At 43.5% G+C, this 17474-nt stretch carries 20 protein-coding genes; 16 read left to right on the forward strand and 4 right to left on the reverse strand.

The annotated features are described in order from the left end of the window. Positions 1–55: 55 nt before the first annotated feature. The 12 genes from MHB56_RS25775 (at position 56) to MHB56_RS25830 (ending at position 9173) form a co-directional block, all read left to right on the forward strand. Positions 56–883, forward strand: a complete 828-nt coding sequence (locus tag MHB56_RS25775) for a hypothetical protein (RefSeq protein WP_341144168.1) — start codon at positions 56–58, stop codon at positions 881–883. Between the two features lie 348 nt (positions 884–1231). Continuing rightward, on the forward strand, positions 1232–1654 hold the full coding sequence (locus MHB56_RS25780) for an Rrf2 family transcriptional regulator (protein WP_076100677.1): 423 nt from the start codon (positions 1232–1234) through the stop codon (positions 1652–1654). Positions 1655–1829: 175 nt separating this feature from the next. Next, positions 1830–2354 (forward strand): hypothetical protein, encoded by a 525-nt coding sequence (locus MHB56_RS25785; RefSeq protein WP_076129947.1) that lies wholly within the window; start codon positions 1830–1832, stop codon positions 2352–2354. 706 nt (positions 2355–3060) lie between these two features. Further along, positions 3061–3795 (forward strand): metallophosphoesterase family protein, encoded by a 735-nt coding sequence (locus MHB56_RS25790; RefSeq protein ID WP_340395485.1) that lies wholly within the window; start codon positions 3061–3063, stop codon positions 3793–3795. Positions 3796–3891: 96 nt separating this feature from the next. Further along, positions 3892–4494: a GNAT family N-acetyltransferase gene (locus MHB56_RS25795; protein ID WP_076183265.1), complete on the forward strand. Its 603-nt coding sequence runs from the start codon at positions 3892–3894 to the stop codon at positions 4492–4494. Between the two features lie 5 nt (positions 4495–4499). After that, positions 4500–5258 (forward strand): Type 1 glutamine amidotransferase-like domain-containing protein, encoded by a 759-nt coding sequence (locus MHB56_RS25800; RefSeq protein ID WP_081387708.1) that lies wholly within the window; start codon positions 4500–4502, stop codon positions 5256–5258. Then, positions 5255–5806, forward strand: a complete 552-nt coding sequence (locus MHB56_RS25805; RefSeq protein WP_340395486.1) for a GNAT family N-acetyltransferase — start codon at positions 5255–5257, stop codon at positions 5804–5806. The genes MHB56_RS25800 and MHB56_RS25805 overlap by 4 nt, the downstream gene beginning before the upstream one ends. Before the next feature lie 36 nt (positions 5807–5842). Then, entirely contained in the window at positions 5843–6187 is a 345-nt protein-coding gene (locus MHB56_RS25810; protein ID WP_339191179.1) for a low molecular weight protein tyrosine phosphatase family protein, read from the forward strand. A 68-nt stretch (positions 6188–6255) separates the two neighbouring features. Next, entirely contained in the window at positions 6256–6537 is a 282-nt protein-coding gene (locus MHB56_RS25815) for a GNAT family N-acetyltransferase (RefSeq protein ID WP_341144169.1), read from the forward strand. Positions 6538–6691: 154 nt separating this feature from the next. Further along, complete coding sequence (locus MHB56_RS25820; protein WP_341144170.1) at positions 6692–7558, forward strand: VOC family protein; 867 nt, start codon at positions 6692–6694, stop codon at positions 7556–7558. A gap of 67 nt (positions 7559–7625) precedes the next feature. Continuing rightward, the gene (locus tag MHB56_RS25825; RefSeq protein ID WP_139329833.1) at positions 7626–8519 is read left to right on the forward strand and encodes a beta-1,6-N-acetylglucosaminyltransferase; all 894 of its coding nucleotides are present in this window, start codon (positions 7626–7628) and stop codon (positions 8517–8519) included. An 18-nt stretch (positions 8520–8537) separates the two neighbouring features. Further along, the gene (locus MHB56_RS25830; protein ID WP_076189805.1) at positions 8538–9173 is read left to right on the forward strand and encodes an NAD(P)-dependent oxidoreductase; all 636 of its coding nucleotides are present in this window, start codon (positions 8538–8540) and stop codon (positions 9171–9173) included. A gap of 77 nt (positions 9174–9250) precedes the next feature. On the opposite strand, the gene MHB56_RS25835 is transcribed toward MHB56_RS25830, so the two are convergent. Then, positions 9251–10012 (reverse strand): MBL fold metallo-hydrolase, encoded by a 762-nt coding sequence (locus tag MHB56_RS25835; protein WP_340395487.1) that lies wholly within the window; start codon positions 10010–10012, stop codon positions 9251–9253. Positions 10013–10263: 251 nt separating this feature from the next. On the opposite strand from MHB56_RS25835, the gene MHB56_RS25840 reads away from it, so the two are divergent. The 4 genes from MHB56_RS25840 to MHB56_RS25855 all read left to right on the forward strand — a co-directional run bounded on the left by MHB56_RS25840 (position 10264) and on the right by MHB56_RS25855 (position 14686). Further along, positions 10264–12282 (forward strand): Na+/H+ antiporter, encoded by a 2019-nt coding sequence (locus tag MHB56_RS25840; protein WP_341144171.1) that lies wholly within the window; start codon positions 10264–10266, stop codon positions 12280–12282. A 2-nt stretch (positions 12283–12284) separates the two neighbouring features. Beyond that, on the forward strand, positions 12285–12809 hold the full coding sequence (locus MHB56_RS25845) for a GNAT family N-acetyltransferase (RefSeq protein ID WP_341144172.1): 525 nt from the start codon (positions 12285–12287) through the stop codon (positions 12807–12809). 2 nt (positions 12810–12811) lie between these two features. Next, positions 12812–13273: a DIP1984 family protein gene (locus MHB56_RS25850; RefSeq protein WP_076183284.1), complete on the forward strand. Its 462-nt coding sequence runs from the start codon at positions 12812–12814 to the stop codon at positions 13271–13273. A gap of 528 nt (positions 13274–13801) precedes the next feature. After that, complete coding sequence (locus MHB56_RS25855) at positions 13802–14686, forward strand: DegV family protein (protein ID WP_076189809.1); 885 nt, start codon at positions 13802–13804, stop codon at positions 14684–14686. A 108-nt stretch (positions 14687–14794) separates the two neighbouring features. Here the strand turns inward: MHB56_RS25855 and MHB56_RS25860 are convergent, their stop codons facing one another. The 3 genes from MHB56_RS25860 to MHB56_RS25870 form a co-directional block, all read right to left on the reverse strand. Further along, positions 14795–15223 (reverse strand): threonine/serine exporter family protein, encoded by a 429-nt coding sequence (locus MHB56_RS25860; RefSeq protein WP_036685970.1) that lies wholly within the window; start codon positions 15221–15223, stop codon positions 14795–14797. A gap of 28 nt (positions 15224–15251) precedes the next feature. Continuing rightward, positions 15252–16016 (reverse strand): threonine/serine exporter family protein, encoded by a 765-nt coding sequence (locus MHB56_RS25865; protein WP_340395488.1) that lies wholly within the window; start codon positions 16014–16016, stop codon positions 15252–15254. 157 nt (positions 16017–16173) lie between these two features. Further along, a complete protein-coding gene (locus MHB56_RS25870) occupies positions 16174–17436 on the reverse strand; it encodes a DNA polymerase IV (RefSeq protein WP_076303466.1) in 1263 nt (420 codons plus the stop codon). Positions 17437–17474 lie beyond the last annotated feature (38 nt).

The following is a 17474-nucleotide window of genomic DNA, read 5'->3' on the forward strand; positions in this document are numbered from 1 at the left end:
ATATGCGATGCAAGGAATTGTTCGAATCTGAAGATAACTATCGGAGGGACCAGAGATGGCTGAGCAAAAGATGATTGAAGTGCCGTTTCAGCAATGGGTAAACGATAAGGAGCTGTGGGTACAGCTTAATGATTTGATGATGCAGGAGAGTAAACTCCCAGGACCACGAGTGAATTTGGAGCTCTCAGACCATTTTGCCAAACAATTCGCTCATCCTAATCTAACAGATACAGGCTGGGAGCTGCTCGTCTCTTGGACTGACATTACTGAAGCTGAAGCTGGGGTGAATGATCCCCGTGAGTTTCTGCCGTTTTGTGCAGTTAGGGCGTTGGGTGCTTATTACAGTTACGCTGGAGAAGAACAGCAAGTAGTGATTCAAAACAGCATTAAGACAGCTATGAATGATTCGCGATGGAGGGTGCGTGAAGCGTCTGCTATGGCGCTGCAAATTATAGGGGAGGATGATTTCACCCTGCTCAGGCAGCTGATTGACATGTGGGAGAAAGGTGCGAACAGGCTTGAACAGCGGGCTTTTGTAGCAGCATTAGCGCATCCTCCTCTTTTAAAAAAGAAAGAAAATACGCTATATTGTCTTCAGTTGGCTGCCCGAATCATGGAGAGTATAGATGGTGGGGGAGCGCAACATGAGGACGCTGAGCATTTTCGCGTATTATCTAAGGGACTTGAATACAGCTTGAGTGTATTTGTGGCGAATGAGCCTGAAGAAGGCTTTGTTATGCTGGAGAGATTTGCAAAGAGCCGAGATGCCCGAATCCTTAAGATTGTGAAGAGTAATCTTGGCAAATCGCGTCTGAGTAAAAAATATGCTGCCCAGGTGGCTGAGATCCTAAAGGAATTCGATAACATAGGAAAAAACACTTAGGATACGAGTGCCATTTGGCAGTTGTATTTAATCATTTTTTTTGTTTTTACTTATATTAGAATTAACAATTAAAGAAACAAAGAGAATTAATATAATCAAAGAAAACCACTCTATGGATTGTTCGAATATTAAACTGTACATTATATTAATAAATTCAAAGACAGCTATTATTATTAAAAATATGTCCCAACGATCTTTTTTCATTAAAATGCACCAACCTATCTATATGGAGAATATTGATAGATTATAAGTTGTTCATATCCTCAAAAGTTTGACAAATGCATGAAATGTAACTATTATAGTTGCATCTGAAGGATGTTTTGCAGCAAGGCAGAAGGAGAGATTTCCATGAATATTAGCACCCGATTTGCGGTAGCCATTCATATATTAACGTTGATTGACAGCAATAAAGAAGGCAAAAGCACGTCGGAGTGGATAGCTGGTAGCGTAAACACAAACCCTGTAGTTATCCGTCGGCTTACGAGTATGCTGCAAAAAGCAGGACTAGTAAATGCACGCCCCGGAGTCGCAGGCGCTTCGCTTACACGTAGCGCATCCGAGATTACGCTGCTGCAGATTTATAAGGCAGTTAATGCGGTGGAAGAGGACTCGTTGTTTTCTGTACATGAGCATCCTAATCCAGATTGTCCTGTTGGCAAGAATATAGCCAGTGCAATTGTACCTGTGTTCTCACTCGCCCAAAAAGCAATGGAGAATGTTCTCCAGGAGGTTACATTGGAACAGATTGTGAATGAAATGCCAGAACTATGATTCCTCCATATCACAGCTTAGAAGTAAGGCCAGAACATGTGAAAACGTGATTCTGGTCTTTTTTGGCTTAATTAGGTTTATGGTCAAAGAAGGGAAGTAAGAGAGAATATAGAATCTGTATTTAGAAGCCGGATTAAAGATAATATACATACATACATTGAGGGAGAGCTAAAGAATGTTAAAGAAATTACTGCCTATACTACTAATTATAGTAATGATTACCGGATGTAATGAATCAAAGGATACCACTAAATACGAGGATACTAATTTTGGAATCACCTTTAACTATCCGGATGATTGGGTTGTAACTGAGAAGTATGGAGCGCCATTATGGTTGATAGTCTCTACGACTGATTATAAACCTGCTGAGGGACTTAAAGGTCCGGGAGTAATGCTCTTTGGATTTAAGCCTAAGGACATGGAGCTTGTCAACAAATGGCTCGAGGATGCCCAAACGAATTACAACAACGGGGCGGAGCTGACAAAAAGTAAAGCTAGTTTAGGCGGGTTAGAGTCCATAAAGTACGAAACTGAAGTATTCGAAGAGGAAGGGAGTAAAGGGAAAGCTATCTATTACGTTATTGAGGAACCGGAAATGTCATTTATGGTGCAGTTCCCTTATAGTGTGGATGAAGTACATAAAGAAGATATGAAGAGGATAGAGGATATTTTACAATCCATAAAGTTTACAAAAGATTAAGTGTGACTAGAACGAGGTAGCTGGAATGGTGGAATGTACGGTATAAATACCTTTGAAATGGGCTGAAGTGGCTGGAATGGTGGAATGTACGGTATAAATACCGTTGAAATGGGCTGAAGTGGCTGAAATGATGAAATGTACGGTATAAATGCCGTTGAAATGTGCTGAAGTGGCTGAAATGATGAAATGTACGGTATAAATGCCTCAGATTTGGCTGAAATCATCCAAAGAAGCAAAAAGAGAAGCAAAAATGCCCTATAAACGAGCAATAGTCGCTGAAAGTGTGAAAAGAAAGGCAAAAATGCCCTACAAACGAGCAACAGCCGCTAAATGAGCGAAAAGAAAGGCAAAAATGCCCTATAAACGAGCAACAGTCGATGGATGAGCGAAAAGAAAGGCAAAAATGCCCTATAAACGAGCAACAGTCGATGGATGAGCGAAAAGAAAGGCAAAAATGCCCTATAAATGAGCAACAGTCGCAGAATGAGCGAAAAGAAAGGCAAAAATGCCTTATAAATGAGCAACAGCCGCTGAAAGTGTGAAAAGAAAGGCAAAAATGCCCTATAAACGAGCAACAGTCGATGGATGAGCGAAAAGAAAGGCAAAAATGCCCTATAAACGAGCAACAGCCGCTGATGCAGTACAATTACAATTAGTTTTAGGATAAGTAACTTTTTTAAAGATCAATATATACGGAGGTTCTACAGTGGAGCAAATTGCAATAATCTCAGACATTCATGGAAATATACCGGCCCTTACGGCCGTTTTAGATGACATCCGGCAGCGGGGAATCAGCAGAGTCTTTTGTTTAGGCGATATTGTTGGAAAAGGACCGAACTCAGATCTAGCCATTGATATCATAAAAAAGAATTGTGAAATCAGTGTTATGGGGAACTGGGATGATTTAATGAATCAGGATGTTGATTTTGAGATGGCCCGGTGGTGCCGCGGGTTGATAGGTCAAGAGCGCCTAGCTTATTTAAGCACGTTGCCGTTTTCGGTTGAGTTTATGTTGAGTGGTAAATTTGTGCGATTATTTCATGCTTCGCCACGAAGCCTGTATGAACGCGTTCAACCTTGGGATGATTATGAAAAGCGATTATCTTTGTTTGATTATTCTGATCTCTGCCAGGAAAAACGACAAGCGGATATCGTAGGTTACGGGGATATTCATAATGCTTTTATTCAACATCTAGAAGGTAAGACCTTATTTAACGTAGGCAGTGTGGGGAATCCGCTTGATCTAACCCAGGCATCTTATGTGATTATGGAGGGAGAATACATGGGAGTGTCAGCAGCTCCTTTGAATATGCAATTTGTAAGAGTGCCTTATGACATCGAGTTAGCTGTTCAACAGGCCGTTGAGGCAGATATGCCAGCTGCAGAGCCTTATATTCGTGAGCTTAGAACCGCGCAGTACAGGGGAAGTGTCCGGGGATAATAAAGGAAAGGATAATAAAGGAAAGGATAATAAAGGAAACAAAAAGTCAAACTGCAACCTTAATCCAAGCCATCAAAAAGTAATGGAGGGAACAAATTGAAGCTTAGTCACGTATTTGAGCAATTCCCTACTTTGGAATCCGAGCAATTATTACTGAAAAAGATTGAAGTCAGCAACCTTAATGAGGTATTTGGGATATATAGCAATGATCAAGTGTTTGAGTACTGTGGAATTATTCCGAAACATAATAAAGATACAGTCAAGAATATGATCGGTCATTTCGAACGTGATTTTACTAAAGGGGTAAGAGTGAAATGGGGGATTTTCCTCAAAAATAACCCTTACATATTGCTAGGTATCATTGAAGTTATGGATTTTAATCAAAAGGTGGATATGGTGACGATCGGTTATTTTTTGGCGGAGCCTTATTGGGGAAAAGGGATTGCAGCTCAGGCCATTCAATTAGTGGTGAAATATTTATTTGAGACTGCAGAAGTCAATCGAATTCAAGCTGAGGTTATGCCCTTTAATGAACGATCGAAGCGGGTGCTTTTGAAAAATGGCTTTACGAAAGAAGGCACGTTAAGGCAGGCGCATGTATGGTCGGGTAAAGGGCTGGTGGATCTGGAGATCTACAGCATTTTGGCAGAGGAATATTTTGCAAGCATCGGTAAGCTAAGAGTAAGCAATAGGATGTAATCCTAGTGAAAGAAGGGGAAATCATGGGCACTATCGTAGTTATTGGCGGGGGAGAGTTAATCGAGCTTGAAACGCTGGAAATTGATCGTAAAGTTGTGCAGCTGACTCAAAAGGCTAAGCCGAAGGCGTTATTTATTCCAACAGCCAGTAGTGATGCGCCGGGATATTGTGATACTTTTAGCAAAGTATATGGTGATATTCTTGGATGTGAAACAAGTCACTTATTGCTTGTGAGCCAAACCTACACTCATGATGAGATTACAGATTTAATTACAGCTGCTGATTTGATTTATGTGGGTGGAGGCAATACCCGAAAGATGCTGGAGATTTGGAAAAATACAGGGGTAGATACGCTTTTGAAAGAAGCTTATTCCTCTGGAACCGTATTGGCCGGGCTTAGCGCAGGTTCCATCTGTTGGTTTGAATATGGGCATAGTGACTCTGAAGCGTTCGACGACCAGGGGGAATGGCAGTATATCAAGCTTGAAGCCATGGGGATTCTGCCGGGCATTCATTGTCCGCATTATAATGAGGATATTCGGGTTGAAGATTTTACACGCATGGTTAAAGGTGGAGGTTTGCCTGGAATCGCGGTGGATAACAATTGTGCAATCATCTATAAAGATAAGGAATATAAAGTGATGTCGACCAGAGAAGAAGCTAAGGCCTACCGTGTGATTGACTCCGAGCAAGGTGTTGTCGTAACGGAAATAGAAGAACATCCGAGCTACAGACCACTTCATGAATTGTATGGTGCGTTATGATTATTTTTGAAAAGCAAGAGATCAGACTGAGAAAACTTGAGCTAAACGATGCCGCATTACTTGTAAAATGGCTCTCAGACCCCGTTGTACTGGAGTTCTATGAAGGTCGTGATCGCCCGCATGATTTGGAGCTGGTGAAGGAGCATTTTTACGACGAGCAAGCCGAAGTTACGCGGTGTATTGTGCAATACAAGGAGCGGGATATAGGTTATCTCCAGTTCTATCTTATAGATGATGAAGAATTAGAGGTGTACGGCTACGTGGGATTCGAAGGTCAAATCTTTGGGATGGACCAGTTTATTGGCGAGCCTGATTTATGGAATCAAGGAATTGGTTCGCGACTCATTAAAGAAACAGTCAATTATCTAGTCGAAGCAAAACAGGCGGATAAAATTGTCATGGACCCGCAAGCCTGGAATGAAAGAGCCCTTAGAGTATACGAGAAGATTGGCTTTGTGAAGAAGAAATACCTTGAACAGCACGAACAACATGAAGGAGAACTAAGAGATTGTTGGTTGATTGAATACACGAAGCAGTCGAGACAATAAATATCTTTTTAACAATCGGATAAGGAAGGTGCACTTATTAAACTCCTGTTTGTCTGCAGCCAGAATCGCTGGCGGAGTCTAACTGCGGAGAAGATTTTTCAAGGAATTGATGGCCATGAAGTGAGATCTGCAGGGACTGAAGATCATGCCAGAATTAAAATTTCTGAAGGGCATTTGGGTTGGGCGGATGTGATTTTTGTGATGGAGAAGAAACATGTTCGAAGAATTCAAGATAAATTTAGAGACTGTGTAATGGGCAAAAAAATAATTTGCCTGAACATAGCTGATGACTATAAGTATATGGATGAAGATTTGATCGGCCTTCTGGAATCCAGTGTATCCGAATATTTTCTGGAATGGAGCAACAAAAATGAGGATTAGAACAGAAACTGTGGCAGACTATAATGGAGTATTTCAAGTGAATGTTGAGGCTTTTGGTGATCGGGAAGATGAAGCGCAGTTGGTCGAAAACATTCGTTCAGAAGCAAGGAATCGGCAAGGTGCTGATCCAAGAAGGGTTAGAAAGATGTAGAACGCTCGGATATGAGCTTGTCTTTTTGATCGGGCATCCCGAATATTACCCAAGATTCGGATTTCAACCCGCAGGGCTACATGGGCTGGAGTTGAAACAATTCGCGGTACCGGAGAATGTCTTTATGGTCTGTGAGCTGAAGGAAGGCGTACTGCAGAGGATTAAGGGAGAGTTGAAATACCCGGAAACCTTTTTTTGAATTACTTATTATATGTTCCTGTGAATCATGTTTGGCTGTGAACCAGTCGACATGATTTTTTTATAGGTAATTGACAAACATATAGAAGGTAACTATACTAAAGATAGTTAATTTGTAACTAAAACAGTTACAGCATGATTGGGAGGAATTTATAATGACGACTAAAACAATACTTCAACCAGATACTCAGATCGGTCTGGTACAGATTAGAGTAAGCAATTTGGAGCGTTCGCTCACCTTTTATCAGAATGTTGTGGGATTAAGCGTTTTGCGGCAGACTGGCCGCGAAGTGGAAATGACCGCTGACGGTCAGAATGTGTTATTAATCTTGCGGGAGATTGAAAATGCGCGGGTGATCCGCCCTAATTCTGTGGCTGGGTTGTATCATTTCGCTATCCTTGTTCCAGATCGTCCTAGCCTTGGATTGGTTGTGCGCAATTTGATCTCTTCGGGGATTGAAGTGGGGCAGGGGGATCATCTGGTCAGTGAAGCGTTGTATATTCAGGATCCAGATAATAATGGGATTGAAATCTATCGAGATCGTCCTAAGAGTGAATGGAAATATGATGCAGAAGGGCATGTAATGATGTCCACTGATCCAGTGGATGTAGATGGACTATTGGCAGCTTCTGAAGGTTTATCATGGAGCGGGCTGCCAGCGGGAACAGTGATTGGGCATGTACACTTTCATGTGGGGAATTTAAATAAGGCGAAAGCCTTCTACGTCGATTTGCTTGGTTTTGAACTAACAGCTAATTATGGAAGTGCTGCTATGTTTATCTCTGCTGGTGGCTATCATCACCATATCGGGCTGAATGTTTGGGCCGGACAGGGCGCACCTGCGGCTCCAGCTGATACTGTGGGGATTGATTATTTTACCTTAATTCTTACGAATGAAGAGGAACGCAACGCTGTGGTGGAGCGAGTTCGGCAGGCTGGTTACGCAGTTACAGAAGTGAATGGAACTCCTACATTCCAAGATCCATGGAACATTGGAATCAGACTTGTTTTAGAGAGATAATTATATATCCATTTTCGTCCATTTATTTTATAATATTGGAAATAGATGGGCGGAAGGGTGAAGTTTGTTGGAAGCATTCAAAATGGCGTATATCATTCTTTGTCATAAGAATCCGGAGCAGATCAATTTGCTAATCGATAGTTTAACTAACGAGTCCGTAGAGTTTTTCCTGCATGTCGATCAGAAAAGTAATATTGAAGCTGACATTATTCATCGTAACGATATTCATTTTGTGGAAAAGCCTATTGATGTGCAGTGGGGGCATTACAGCCAGATTGAATGCATTTTGAAGTGCTTTTCGCTGATCAAAGAACATGGGGATTTCAATTATATTCACATTCTAAGCGGTCAGGATCTGCCTCTGGCTTCGAATGAAGTGATTCTAGATTTCTTTAAGGGGAATGAGGGTAAGGAATTTGTGAAGTATTTGCAGCTGCCTAATGCTGCGGAAACTTGGGGATGTTACGAGCGGGTCTCAGTTTATTATCCTAGATTCCTCATCTCAAGGACCCGGCGTATGACAGCGATCCGAATGAGGTACATTAAACTAATTATGAGCGTTCCGTTTCTGCAAAGAAGATTAAGCGCTCTGCCGAACGGTTTATATAAAGGCTCAAACTGGATGTCTATTACAGGTGGATGTATGGAGTACATCTTGGATTTTACAAAAAGCTCTCCGGAATACGTCAGATTTTTTAGGAACACTTTATGTGGAGACGAAATTTTTTTCCATACGATAATTTTGAATAGTGTTTATAAGATGCATGTGCTGAATGAAATTAAGCGGTATACAGATTGGGAAACAGGACCGGATTATCCTAGAACGCTAACGATAGAAGACTATGATCGGATCACTCAACGGGGCACGGAATGCTTTTGGGGGAGAAAATTTGATCTCGATATCGATAGAACCATCGTTCAGGAGCTCCTTGATATAAATATTAAAGCGAAAACATCGTAAACTCAGGAGGACAATCATATGAAAATCGCAGTTGTTGGAGCAAGTGGAAAAGCTGGAAGCCGAATTACGCAGGAAGCGTTGGATAGAGGTCATGAAGTTACAGCGATTGTGCGGGATGCATCTAAAGTAACAAATAGTAAAGCGAATGTCATTGAAAAGGATGTATTTGCACTTACCGCTGAAGATTTGCAGGGGTTCGATGTGGTTGTGAATGCTTTTGGTGCGCCGTTTGGACAAGAACATCTGCATGTGGATGCCGGGAATGTGCTTATTGAAGCGTTGAAGGCTTCGCCCGATACAAGATTGATTGTAGTTGGGGGTGCAGGAAGTCTTTATGTAGATGAAGCCAAAACGCTTAAAGTAGTGGATACGAATGACTTTCCTGACTTTATTAAGCCAACAGCGACGAATCAAGCCAAGAATCTGGAGATTCTGCAAGGAACAGATGCACTCTCTTGGACCTTTGTTAGTCCATCTGCTAATTTTGCCATCGGCACAAGAACAGGTTCTTATGTAAAAGGTAAGGATAATCTTCTGGTGAACTCCAAAGGCGAGAGTTATGTCAGCTACGAAGATTATGCCGTTGCTATTGTCGATGAAATCGAACAGCCGCAGCATATTCGTGAACGGTTTACGGTGGGTTCAGAGTCTTAAGTGATAATGAAGAATAACGATCCTATATAACAAGAGAAGGCAGAGCCGGATTTCAGGCTCTGTCTTCTTTTGTATCATTACAGCTTTCCTTTTCCTTCTGCTAGTTCAGCAATACGTCTGTTTGCATCTCCGCGGTAGCGTCCACCGTGATAACAAATGACCGTATCGATCTCATACTCAGAGAATTTGTTCAGAGAGGACAAAGCCAGCTCCATGTCAGGTGTGGCGGAAGGAGTGGGACCCTGTAGCTCGCCATCCTGAACGGTCAAGGCATCGGCGGCAATAAGTGTACGGCTATCATGATGGTAAAGACTGAGATGCCCTGGGCTATGGCCAGGGGTATGGATCACCGTAATTCCACCGGCAAAAGGTAACTTTTCTCCATCCACAAGCGTTTGATCCACTTTTCCTTTAGGAGGATGGGCTAATACAGAGAGGAAGGCACGCCGCCACTCCTCAGGTACATGAGCTGGGATCATAGCCGCTGCCGCCGCTAAAGCTTCAGGAGTGTGCTTAAGGAGCATTCGCTCTCCTTGAATATAAGGCTGCTCAATTTCATGAGCCAGAACAGTAAGCTCTAGATCTTCATCAGCCAATAGGGCAGGGAGGCAACCAATATGGTCTAAATCCTGATGCGTGATAATAAGGATACGGAGCTTCTCCCAAGGCACATGCGCTTCTTTTAGAGCCTCTTTGAAAGTAGAGAGTAGACCCGGGAATCCGGTATCGACGAGTACGGCGGTATGTTCATCCCAGAGTAGCGTGGGGTAAATCGTGTCTTTTCCACCCATAACCTGCGCTGTAATCTCGAGCATTTCTATTCCTTGAGCAATGTACATTATTATCCCTCCGTGATTGATAATAAGAGCGACGCCGTGAGGCTAATGCATATATTACTCAAAACTGTAAATAAACACAATAGGTAAATTCTTTATTATAACACAAATAAATATTTATGTCAATATGTATCTGATGGAATTTTTGTGGAATTTGTAGGGGATTTTAATGTTAAGAATCTTTTGCTAGATTTTGCCCTTGCCTAAAGCTTTGCGATATAATAATCAAATATAAAAAAGGGAGTTGATGTGGTTTGGAGACATTTCTAGTTGTACTCGTCCTACTTGGGCTTATCGCAATATCCAACATCATAAACCGATTCATTCCCTTCGTGCCGATACCCTTAATACAAATTGGCTTGGGTGTAGTGGTCGTACTATTGCCTTTGGGAATACATATGTCACTGGAGCCAGAGTTGTTTTTCGTGTTATTTATTGCTCCGCTTTTGTTCAATGACGGAAAGCGAACACCGAGAAATGAGTTATGGAACCTGCGGGCTCCAATCTTAATGCTGGCACTAGGCTTGGTATTTGCTACAGTGCTTATCGCTGGATATTCCATTAACTGGATGATCCCCACCATTCCACTCGCAGCTGCTTTTGCGCTGGCAGCGATCTTATCGCCGACAGATGCTGTGGCGGTAAGTGCAATCGCTGGGAGAGTACATCTTCCCAAGAGTATTCATCGTATTCTAGAGGGCGAATCATTGATGAATGATGCCTCTGGCCTTGTTGCGTTTAACTTCGCTATTGCAGCAGCTGTTACAGGCATATTTTCTTTGCCGAAAGCCTCCATTAGCTTTGTGATTATCGCTTTAGGTGGGCTAATTGTCGGAGCAATACTCGCGTTCCTCCTGATTCGGTTCAGTGTATTTATCCGCAGACTGGGGATGGAGGACATCACAGTACATGTGCTGCTGCAAATCCTGACTCCTTTCATTGTGTATCTGATCAGTGAAGAAATAGGGGTATCCGGCATTTTAGCTGTGGTTGCAGCGGGGATAATTCATGCGGTCGAGAAGGACCGTGCGGTCTCGCCACAGTATAAGCTACAGCTGGTATCTGCCAGCACATGGTCTGTGCTGCTCTACATCTTGAATGGCTTGGTTTTCCTTATTCTCGGATTGTCGATTCCAGATGTTATTGAAGTGATCTACCGGGATACAGCGGTGGACAATCTTATGGTGATTGGTTATGTATTAGCGATAACGTTACTGCTTTTTGTGCTGCGTTTTATATGGGTATATGTATTTTCCCTGGCTGGCGCCGGCCTGCAAAAAATGGAAAAATCGTCTATTAAGTCCATGCTAATCCTGACTATTTCAGGAGTGCGAGGCGCGGTTACTTTAGCCGGTGCCTTTTCGATTCCTTTTGTGTTAGGAGATGGCTCACCTTTTCCTGAACGTGATCTAATTATCTTTATCGCTGCGGGTGTGATTCTGATGTCGCTGCTGATCGCTAGTATCTTTTTACCAATTCTCGCAGGTAAAGAAGAGCCGGTTGCCGAACCAGGGGACACTGAGGTTGAACAGGCGGCCAAATCTAAGGTCGTTGCTGCCGGGATAACGCTGCTTCAAAGTATGATGACGGAGGAGAGCAAGGATTCCGCACAGCCAGCTTTGAGTGAATTTAGAGAAAAGGTTTATAGTCTGAACCGCGAGGATCAAGCGAACGATCCGGCATTTGAGGAACTCCGTCGGCTTGGGGTTGAAGCGAGGATAGTGGGCTTGCATGCTGAACGCAAAGAGCTGACCCGATTGCTTACTAACAATGAGATTCCTGCCTCAGTGGCTCAGAAAATGGAAGAATTCTTGGATCATAGTGAAGTTTTCTTAGCCAGAAGTCTCAACTCTCAAATTAGATTATCCCTTACAGAGATTAGAAGGCTATTTGCGGGGATGTTCTCAGGACAAAACGAACGGGAAGCTAGCCAACAAATGCTGCAACAGGCTGAATGTGCAAGAAAAGCTAAGATTTCTATGTCCCGCGCAGCAATAGCTGCTGTTAATGCAAGTATGAATGAGAACAACCGAAAAGCAGTAGAGAAGGTTGCATGCAGTTATGAGCAACTAATCTCACGCTTCGAGCAGGGTCAAGGCTGGACAAAGGATGGTCTCGTTGATGATCAAAAGCTTGAATTGAAACTGAAAGCTATTCAGGAGCAACGGGATAAGGTGCAGCAAATGTACCAGGATGGAACTATTAACCGCAAGCTAGCCGGTAAATTACGCAAGTTCGTCGATCATTTGGAAACATCCATTTGGGAGGATTAGCTGTGTTGAACAAAGTAATGGGAGAAAGCTTGTTATTCACTGAAATTCGCGAAGAGCATCTGTCGGATGTACTCGATATTTATAACTATTACGTGCTGAACACTACGGTTTCTTTTCATACCGAGCCTTTAAGTTTGGACGAAATGCGGCAATCAGTGATGAATGATGATCCGCGGTTCAAATCATACGTTATATTATCCTGGGATAATGTTATTCAGGGCTATGTTCTGATTGCTAGACATAAGAGTAAGCCGGCTTATGATAGCTCTGGGGAGATCAGTGTGTATTTGAAACCGGCTTGTGTGGGTAAAAGAATAGGACAGCATGCCTTACGTTTTATTGAAAAGAGAGCTGCCGAACTGGATTTCCATGTGTTAGTAGCTACCGTTTGCGCAGAGAATGAACGCAGTCGCCAGCTTTTCTCAAAGAATGGATATGAACAATGTGCCTACTTCAAGGAGATTGGCTGTAAATTTGGTCGAAGACTGGATATCGCCAGCTATCAGAAAATCTTAGGGGGAACTTAAAGATGAAACTTGCGGAAGCATTAGTGAACCGAAGTGATCTTACCCGTAAAATCGCGCAGCTAAAGCAGCGGCTCGATCGGGTCGTTAAGGTGCAGGAGGGGGAAGATCCGGCAGAGCAGCCGGAGGCTCTTTTGCATGAGCTAGAAATAGCTGTTAACGAGCAGACGATTTTGATTCGAGCGATTAATCGAACGAATTCATCTGTTGCCTTCAATGAGAATTGGAGTATTGCCGATGCCCTAGCCGAACGGGATAAAATGCTTCAGCTGCGGAAGCTGTTTAGCGATTTGCTTGAGCAAGCTTCGATCACTCAGGATCGGTATAGCCGCTCTGAGGTTCGTTTCCAGAGAACGATAGATGTCGCTGAGATTCAGAAGCGGATTGATGAACTGTCTAAGTCTTATCGCGAGTTGGATTTTAAAATTCAGGAGAAAAACTGGACGGTAGCCTTAATCACACCGTAAAAAGCTTTATCACAGCAGAAGGTAACTGATCTTCATAAAAGCGAGCGCAACCCGCCAACAGGGAAAGTTGGACAAATTGACAGATGCCGGGCCATATCTGACCAATCATAACTTAGCCCCGTACTGTAACAACTGTAAAGAGTACCTATTAATGTAACTACCAAGCGCTGATTTATGTAAGAACGGTGAGGGTGGGGACGGGGATATTTTTGCTGTGGTTAGGCTTTTACATAACATGAACTGTCTCTATTAGGATAGGTATATTCGTCATACATAATGTGAAATAATGTCGAATAAAGTTGAAAAAAGTTGAATAAAATTTGCATTATCGGCCTGTTTTGCCTATCTTATCGCTCGTTATCTTGTATAATTTACGAATACGCACGAGGACTTCCTAAACCGCTGATCTATTCGTATGTTGATTGTACAGGATGAGAGAGTGATTCATTGGCCGAGAAGGTTTAGTGGCCCTTGTCTCTTCAAACATTCTACTATTCCTTTCATGAAAGAGAGAAGTGACAAGTGACCATGAAATCAATTGCCTGGGTAACCGACAGTACATGTACAATCGATCCTGAATTCGCCAAGAACAACCATGTGTATATTGTTCCTTTACGTCTGATTATTAACAACGAGTGTTATAAAGAAAATATAGATATTACGATCGATGAGTTCTATGAGAAAATGCGTCAGCATGATCAAGTAGGCAGCTCACAGCCGCCAATCGGTGAGTTTATCGAGTTATACGAACGGTTGAAGGAAGAATATGATGAGATTATCGCGGTGCATCTTTCGACAGGGCTTAGCGGAACATACAATGCTTCCATGCAAGGTGCTGAAATAGCGGAAGCTAATGTTATTGGAATTGATTCCAAGGTTGGCGCTTATCCGATTCGGGAAATGATTACGCGAGGTATTCATTGGCACAAGATGGGCTTTACTGGCCTAGAGATTAAAGAAAAGATAGAGAATATCATTCAAAATATGTCCTTCTACTTAATTCCTGCAAGCTTGTCCCAGCTTCACCGCAGTGGGCGTGTTTCTGGCACACAGGTAGTGCTTAGTCAATTATTGCGGATAAATTTGCTGCTGCGTTTTGACGAGGGGAAGGTCATTGTTGTGGAAAAAATCCGCACGATGAAGAAGACAAAGCAGGCGCTGTTAGATATCTTTAAACAGGATTGTGGACTTGTTAGCGATGTGTGCATCATGCATTCCAATAATTTAGAAATGGCGCTGAAGCTAGAAGAAGACATCAAAGAAATGGCGCCTGATTTACGTACGGAGATTATGACATACATTCCTGCCGTGGCTGTTCATGCGGGTGAAGGTACCGTAGGACTTTCTTGGATTAAAAATAACCGGATCAATAGTATTTATTCGGAGGTTGAACCTGTAGCAGTACTTGTGTAGATAGGACAGTAAACAAAGAAATCGCTTCTTGGAAGAGGGATGGATGATCCTCATTATACCAAGAGACGATTTCTTTTTTTGAATCTATGAGATGACGTTGTAAGAAGGTTATGCTTTGCTTGCACGACGGCGGAACATTTGTCCGATAACTTCACTCAGTACCAGTCCAGCCGCAATTGCGCCAGAGAGCATTAATGCCCGAACAGCGATTTCTACAGCCAGATTATAGTTCTCTTCCACAAATCTACGCATAGCATCGTAAGCAAGGCCACCCGGAACAAGTGGGATAATACCGCCTACACTAAAAATAATAACCGGCATTTTGAAGGATCGGGCAAACAACTGGCTGACGATGCCCACCACTACAGTAGCCGCAAACGTAGCAACAACAGGCCCACACTCTACATCAAGGATTACATACACCATCCAGCCTACCATTCCAGCAAAACCACACTGCAGTAGAGCGCGCTTAGGCGCATTAAATAAAATACAGAAGGTTGCCGCGGCGATAAAACTGGTTATAAGTTGCAAAATCATGAAGGGCTAACCTCTTTCACATGGAAAATTAAAATAGTGATAGTACAAGCCCAATGCCTGTACCGATCGCAAAAGCAGTTAGAAAGGCATCTGCTCCTTTGGATATGCCTGAGACCAGATGACCAGCCATCAGATCACGAACGGCATTAGTAATGAGTAGACCGGGTACTAGAGGCATCACGGAGCCGATGATGATTTTGTCCATTTCTTGACCTATGCCCAGCTTTACAGAATAGAAGGCTAGAAGTCCGATCAGGAAGGAAGCAGAGAACTCTGCAAAAAATCTAGTCTGCACAAGACGATGCAGGTAGATAACCGCAGCAAAACCTAACCCGGAAATCGGCAATGCGGGGAGAGCATCCCACAAGCTGCCCTTAAACATAACGGTGAAGCAAGCGCCGGTAAGCGCCGCTGCTATGATTTGCAGCCATACCGGATACACATGTGCGGCATCATCGACCTCTCCTAATCGTGTCCGAGCTTCCTCGGCTGTAATCTGACGCTCGTTCAGACGCCGCGAGATATCATTAACCTCCGAGACTTTCTGCAGATCTGTTGTCCGCTCGGCAATCCGATATAACTTAACGGGCTCCGTTCTATTGGTGGTGAACATAATAACGGTTGGCGTCACATAACTGTGTGCCCCTGGAAAACCGAGAGAAGCAGCCATACGTGTCATTGTATCTTCTACTCTGTAGGTTTCTGCACCGTTTTGCAGCATGATCTTGCCAGCAAGAAGACAGAGATCAACGATTTCATAATAGGTAGTGTTAGTGTTGCTCGTGCTTTCCAACTTCTCCGGTCCTCCCCTGGAATGTTACATATCTATGTGTATATACTTATGATTGTCGCTTCATTGTGTGAAAATAACAACCTCAATATAGCATTATAAACGATATGGGATATATTTTAATATAGTTTCAGAAATAAAATGTATAAAGATGCACTGTTTATTTATAGTGCCCGCCAATCTTTCCGGATCTGTCCTTAAGTTGTCCGGCATCTGTGAACGATGCAGCGCGTCCAATGATCGATTCCCCGTATTTATTCTTCAGCGCATCAGTGGCCCGTTCGAGCTCACGGTAGCGGGGGCGCGACTCAAATAAGGTTAGCTGATATTGGCTTTCGTCAGACAGATTGGACAGGCTTAGATGAATTCGGCGCACAGGCTGACCCTCCCAATGCTGTTTGAAAAGAGCGAGGGCGGCCTCGTATACCAGCTGGGTTGCATTCGTAGGATCGCTCATCGTAGTCTGTCTCGAGAAGCCGCTGGGGTCATCAAAGCTGGCGCCTTGGCAGCCAACAGACACGACTGCACCATGCACCTTTAGTTTGCGGCTGCGCCTGCACACCAGCTCTGAGAGCTCCAAAATGATGGTCTTGATCTCTTGCATTGTATAGTAATCCCGTGGCAGCGTCATTTGGTGCCCGACGCTCTTGGGGGCAACTTCATAGGTAGCCGGACTTACAGGGCTATCGTCGATGCCGTTGGCAATTCGCCAATATAGCTCGGCATCGATATCGCATTTTTTATGGAATTTCTCCCGCATGCGCCATTTCAGCTCGCTTAGCGGCATCTGTGCCAAATGGCCAATCGTTGTGAGGCCCATGCTCTGGAAGTGCGCGGACATGCGGCGGCCTACCATAAACAACTCACTAATGGGCAGCGGCCAAAGTACATCTGGAAGCTCTTCCTGAGTGAGGGTAAATAGACCCTCCGGGTTCTTCTTGGCCCACAGGTCGCAAGCCATTTTGGCGGTAACCTTGGAATAACCTATACCGATACGTGCGCGCACACCTGTATTTCTGCGGATTAAGTCCTGAATGGTCGTAGCGATCTGTCTTGGGCTTCCGAATAAGCTGAGGCTGCCGGTGATATCAATAAACTGCTCATCGATGGAATAAGGTTCTACGAGGTCACTGAATTTGCGTAGAATGTCCGTGATTTGGGAGGAAACATCGATATATTGCTGCATATGTGGTCTGACGACGATTACTTCGGGGCATTTCGCGAGTGCTTCCTTCAAAGTCTCAGCGGTAGTAATGCCAAAAGATTTGGCTAACGGACAAGCGGCAAGTACAATCCCGCTTCGTCTAGCCGGATCTCCGGCGACAATAAGCGGTTTGTTGCTATATTGCGGATTAGAGGCCTTCTCCACGGAGGCGTAAAAGCTCTGACAATCGGATAACAAAATAACACGCTCTTTATTCATAGATTCACACTCTCCAGGTGAGGTAGAGATACGGTAGA

The organism is Paenibacillus sp. FSL H8-0315, assembly GCF_038005365.1.
In the GTDB taxonomy this organism is placed as follows: Bacteria; Bacillota; Bacilli; order Paenibacillales; family Paenibacillaceae; genus Paenibacillus_AQ; species Paenibacillus_AQ odorifer.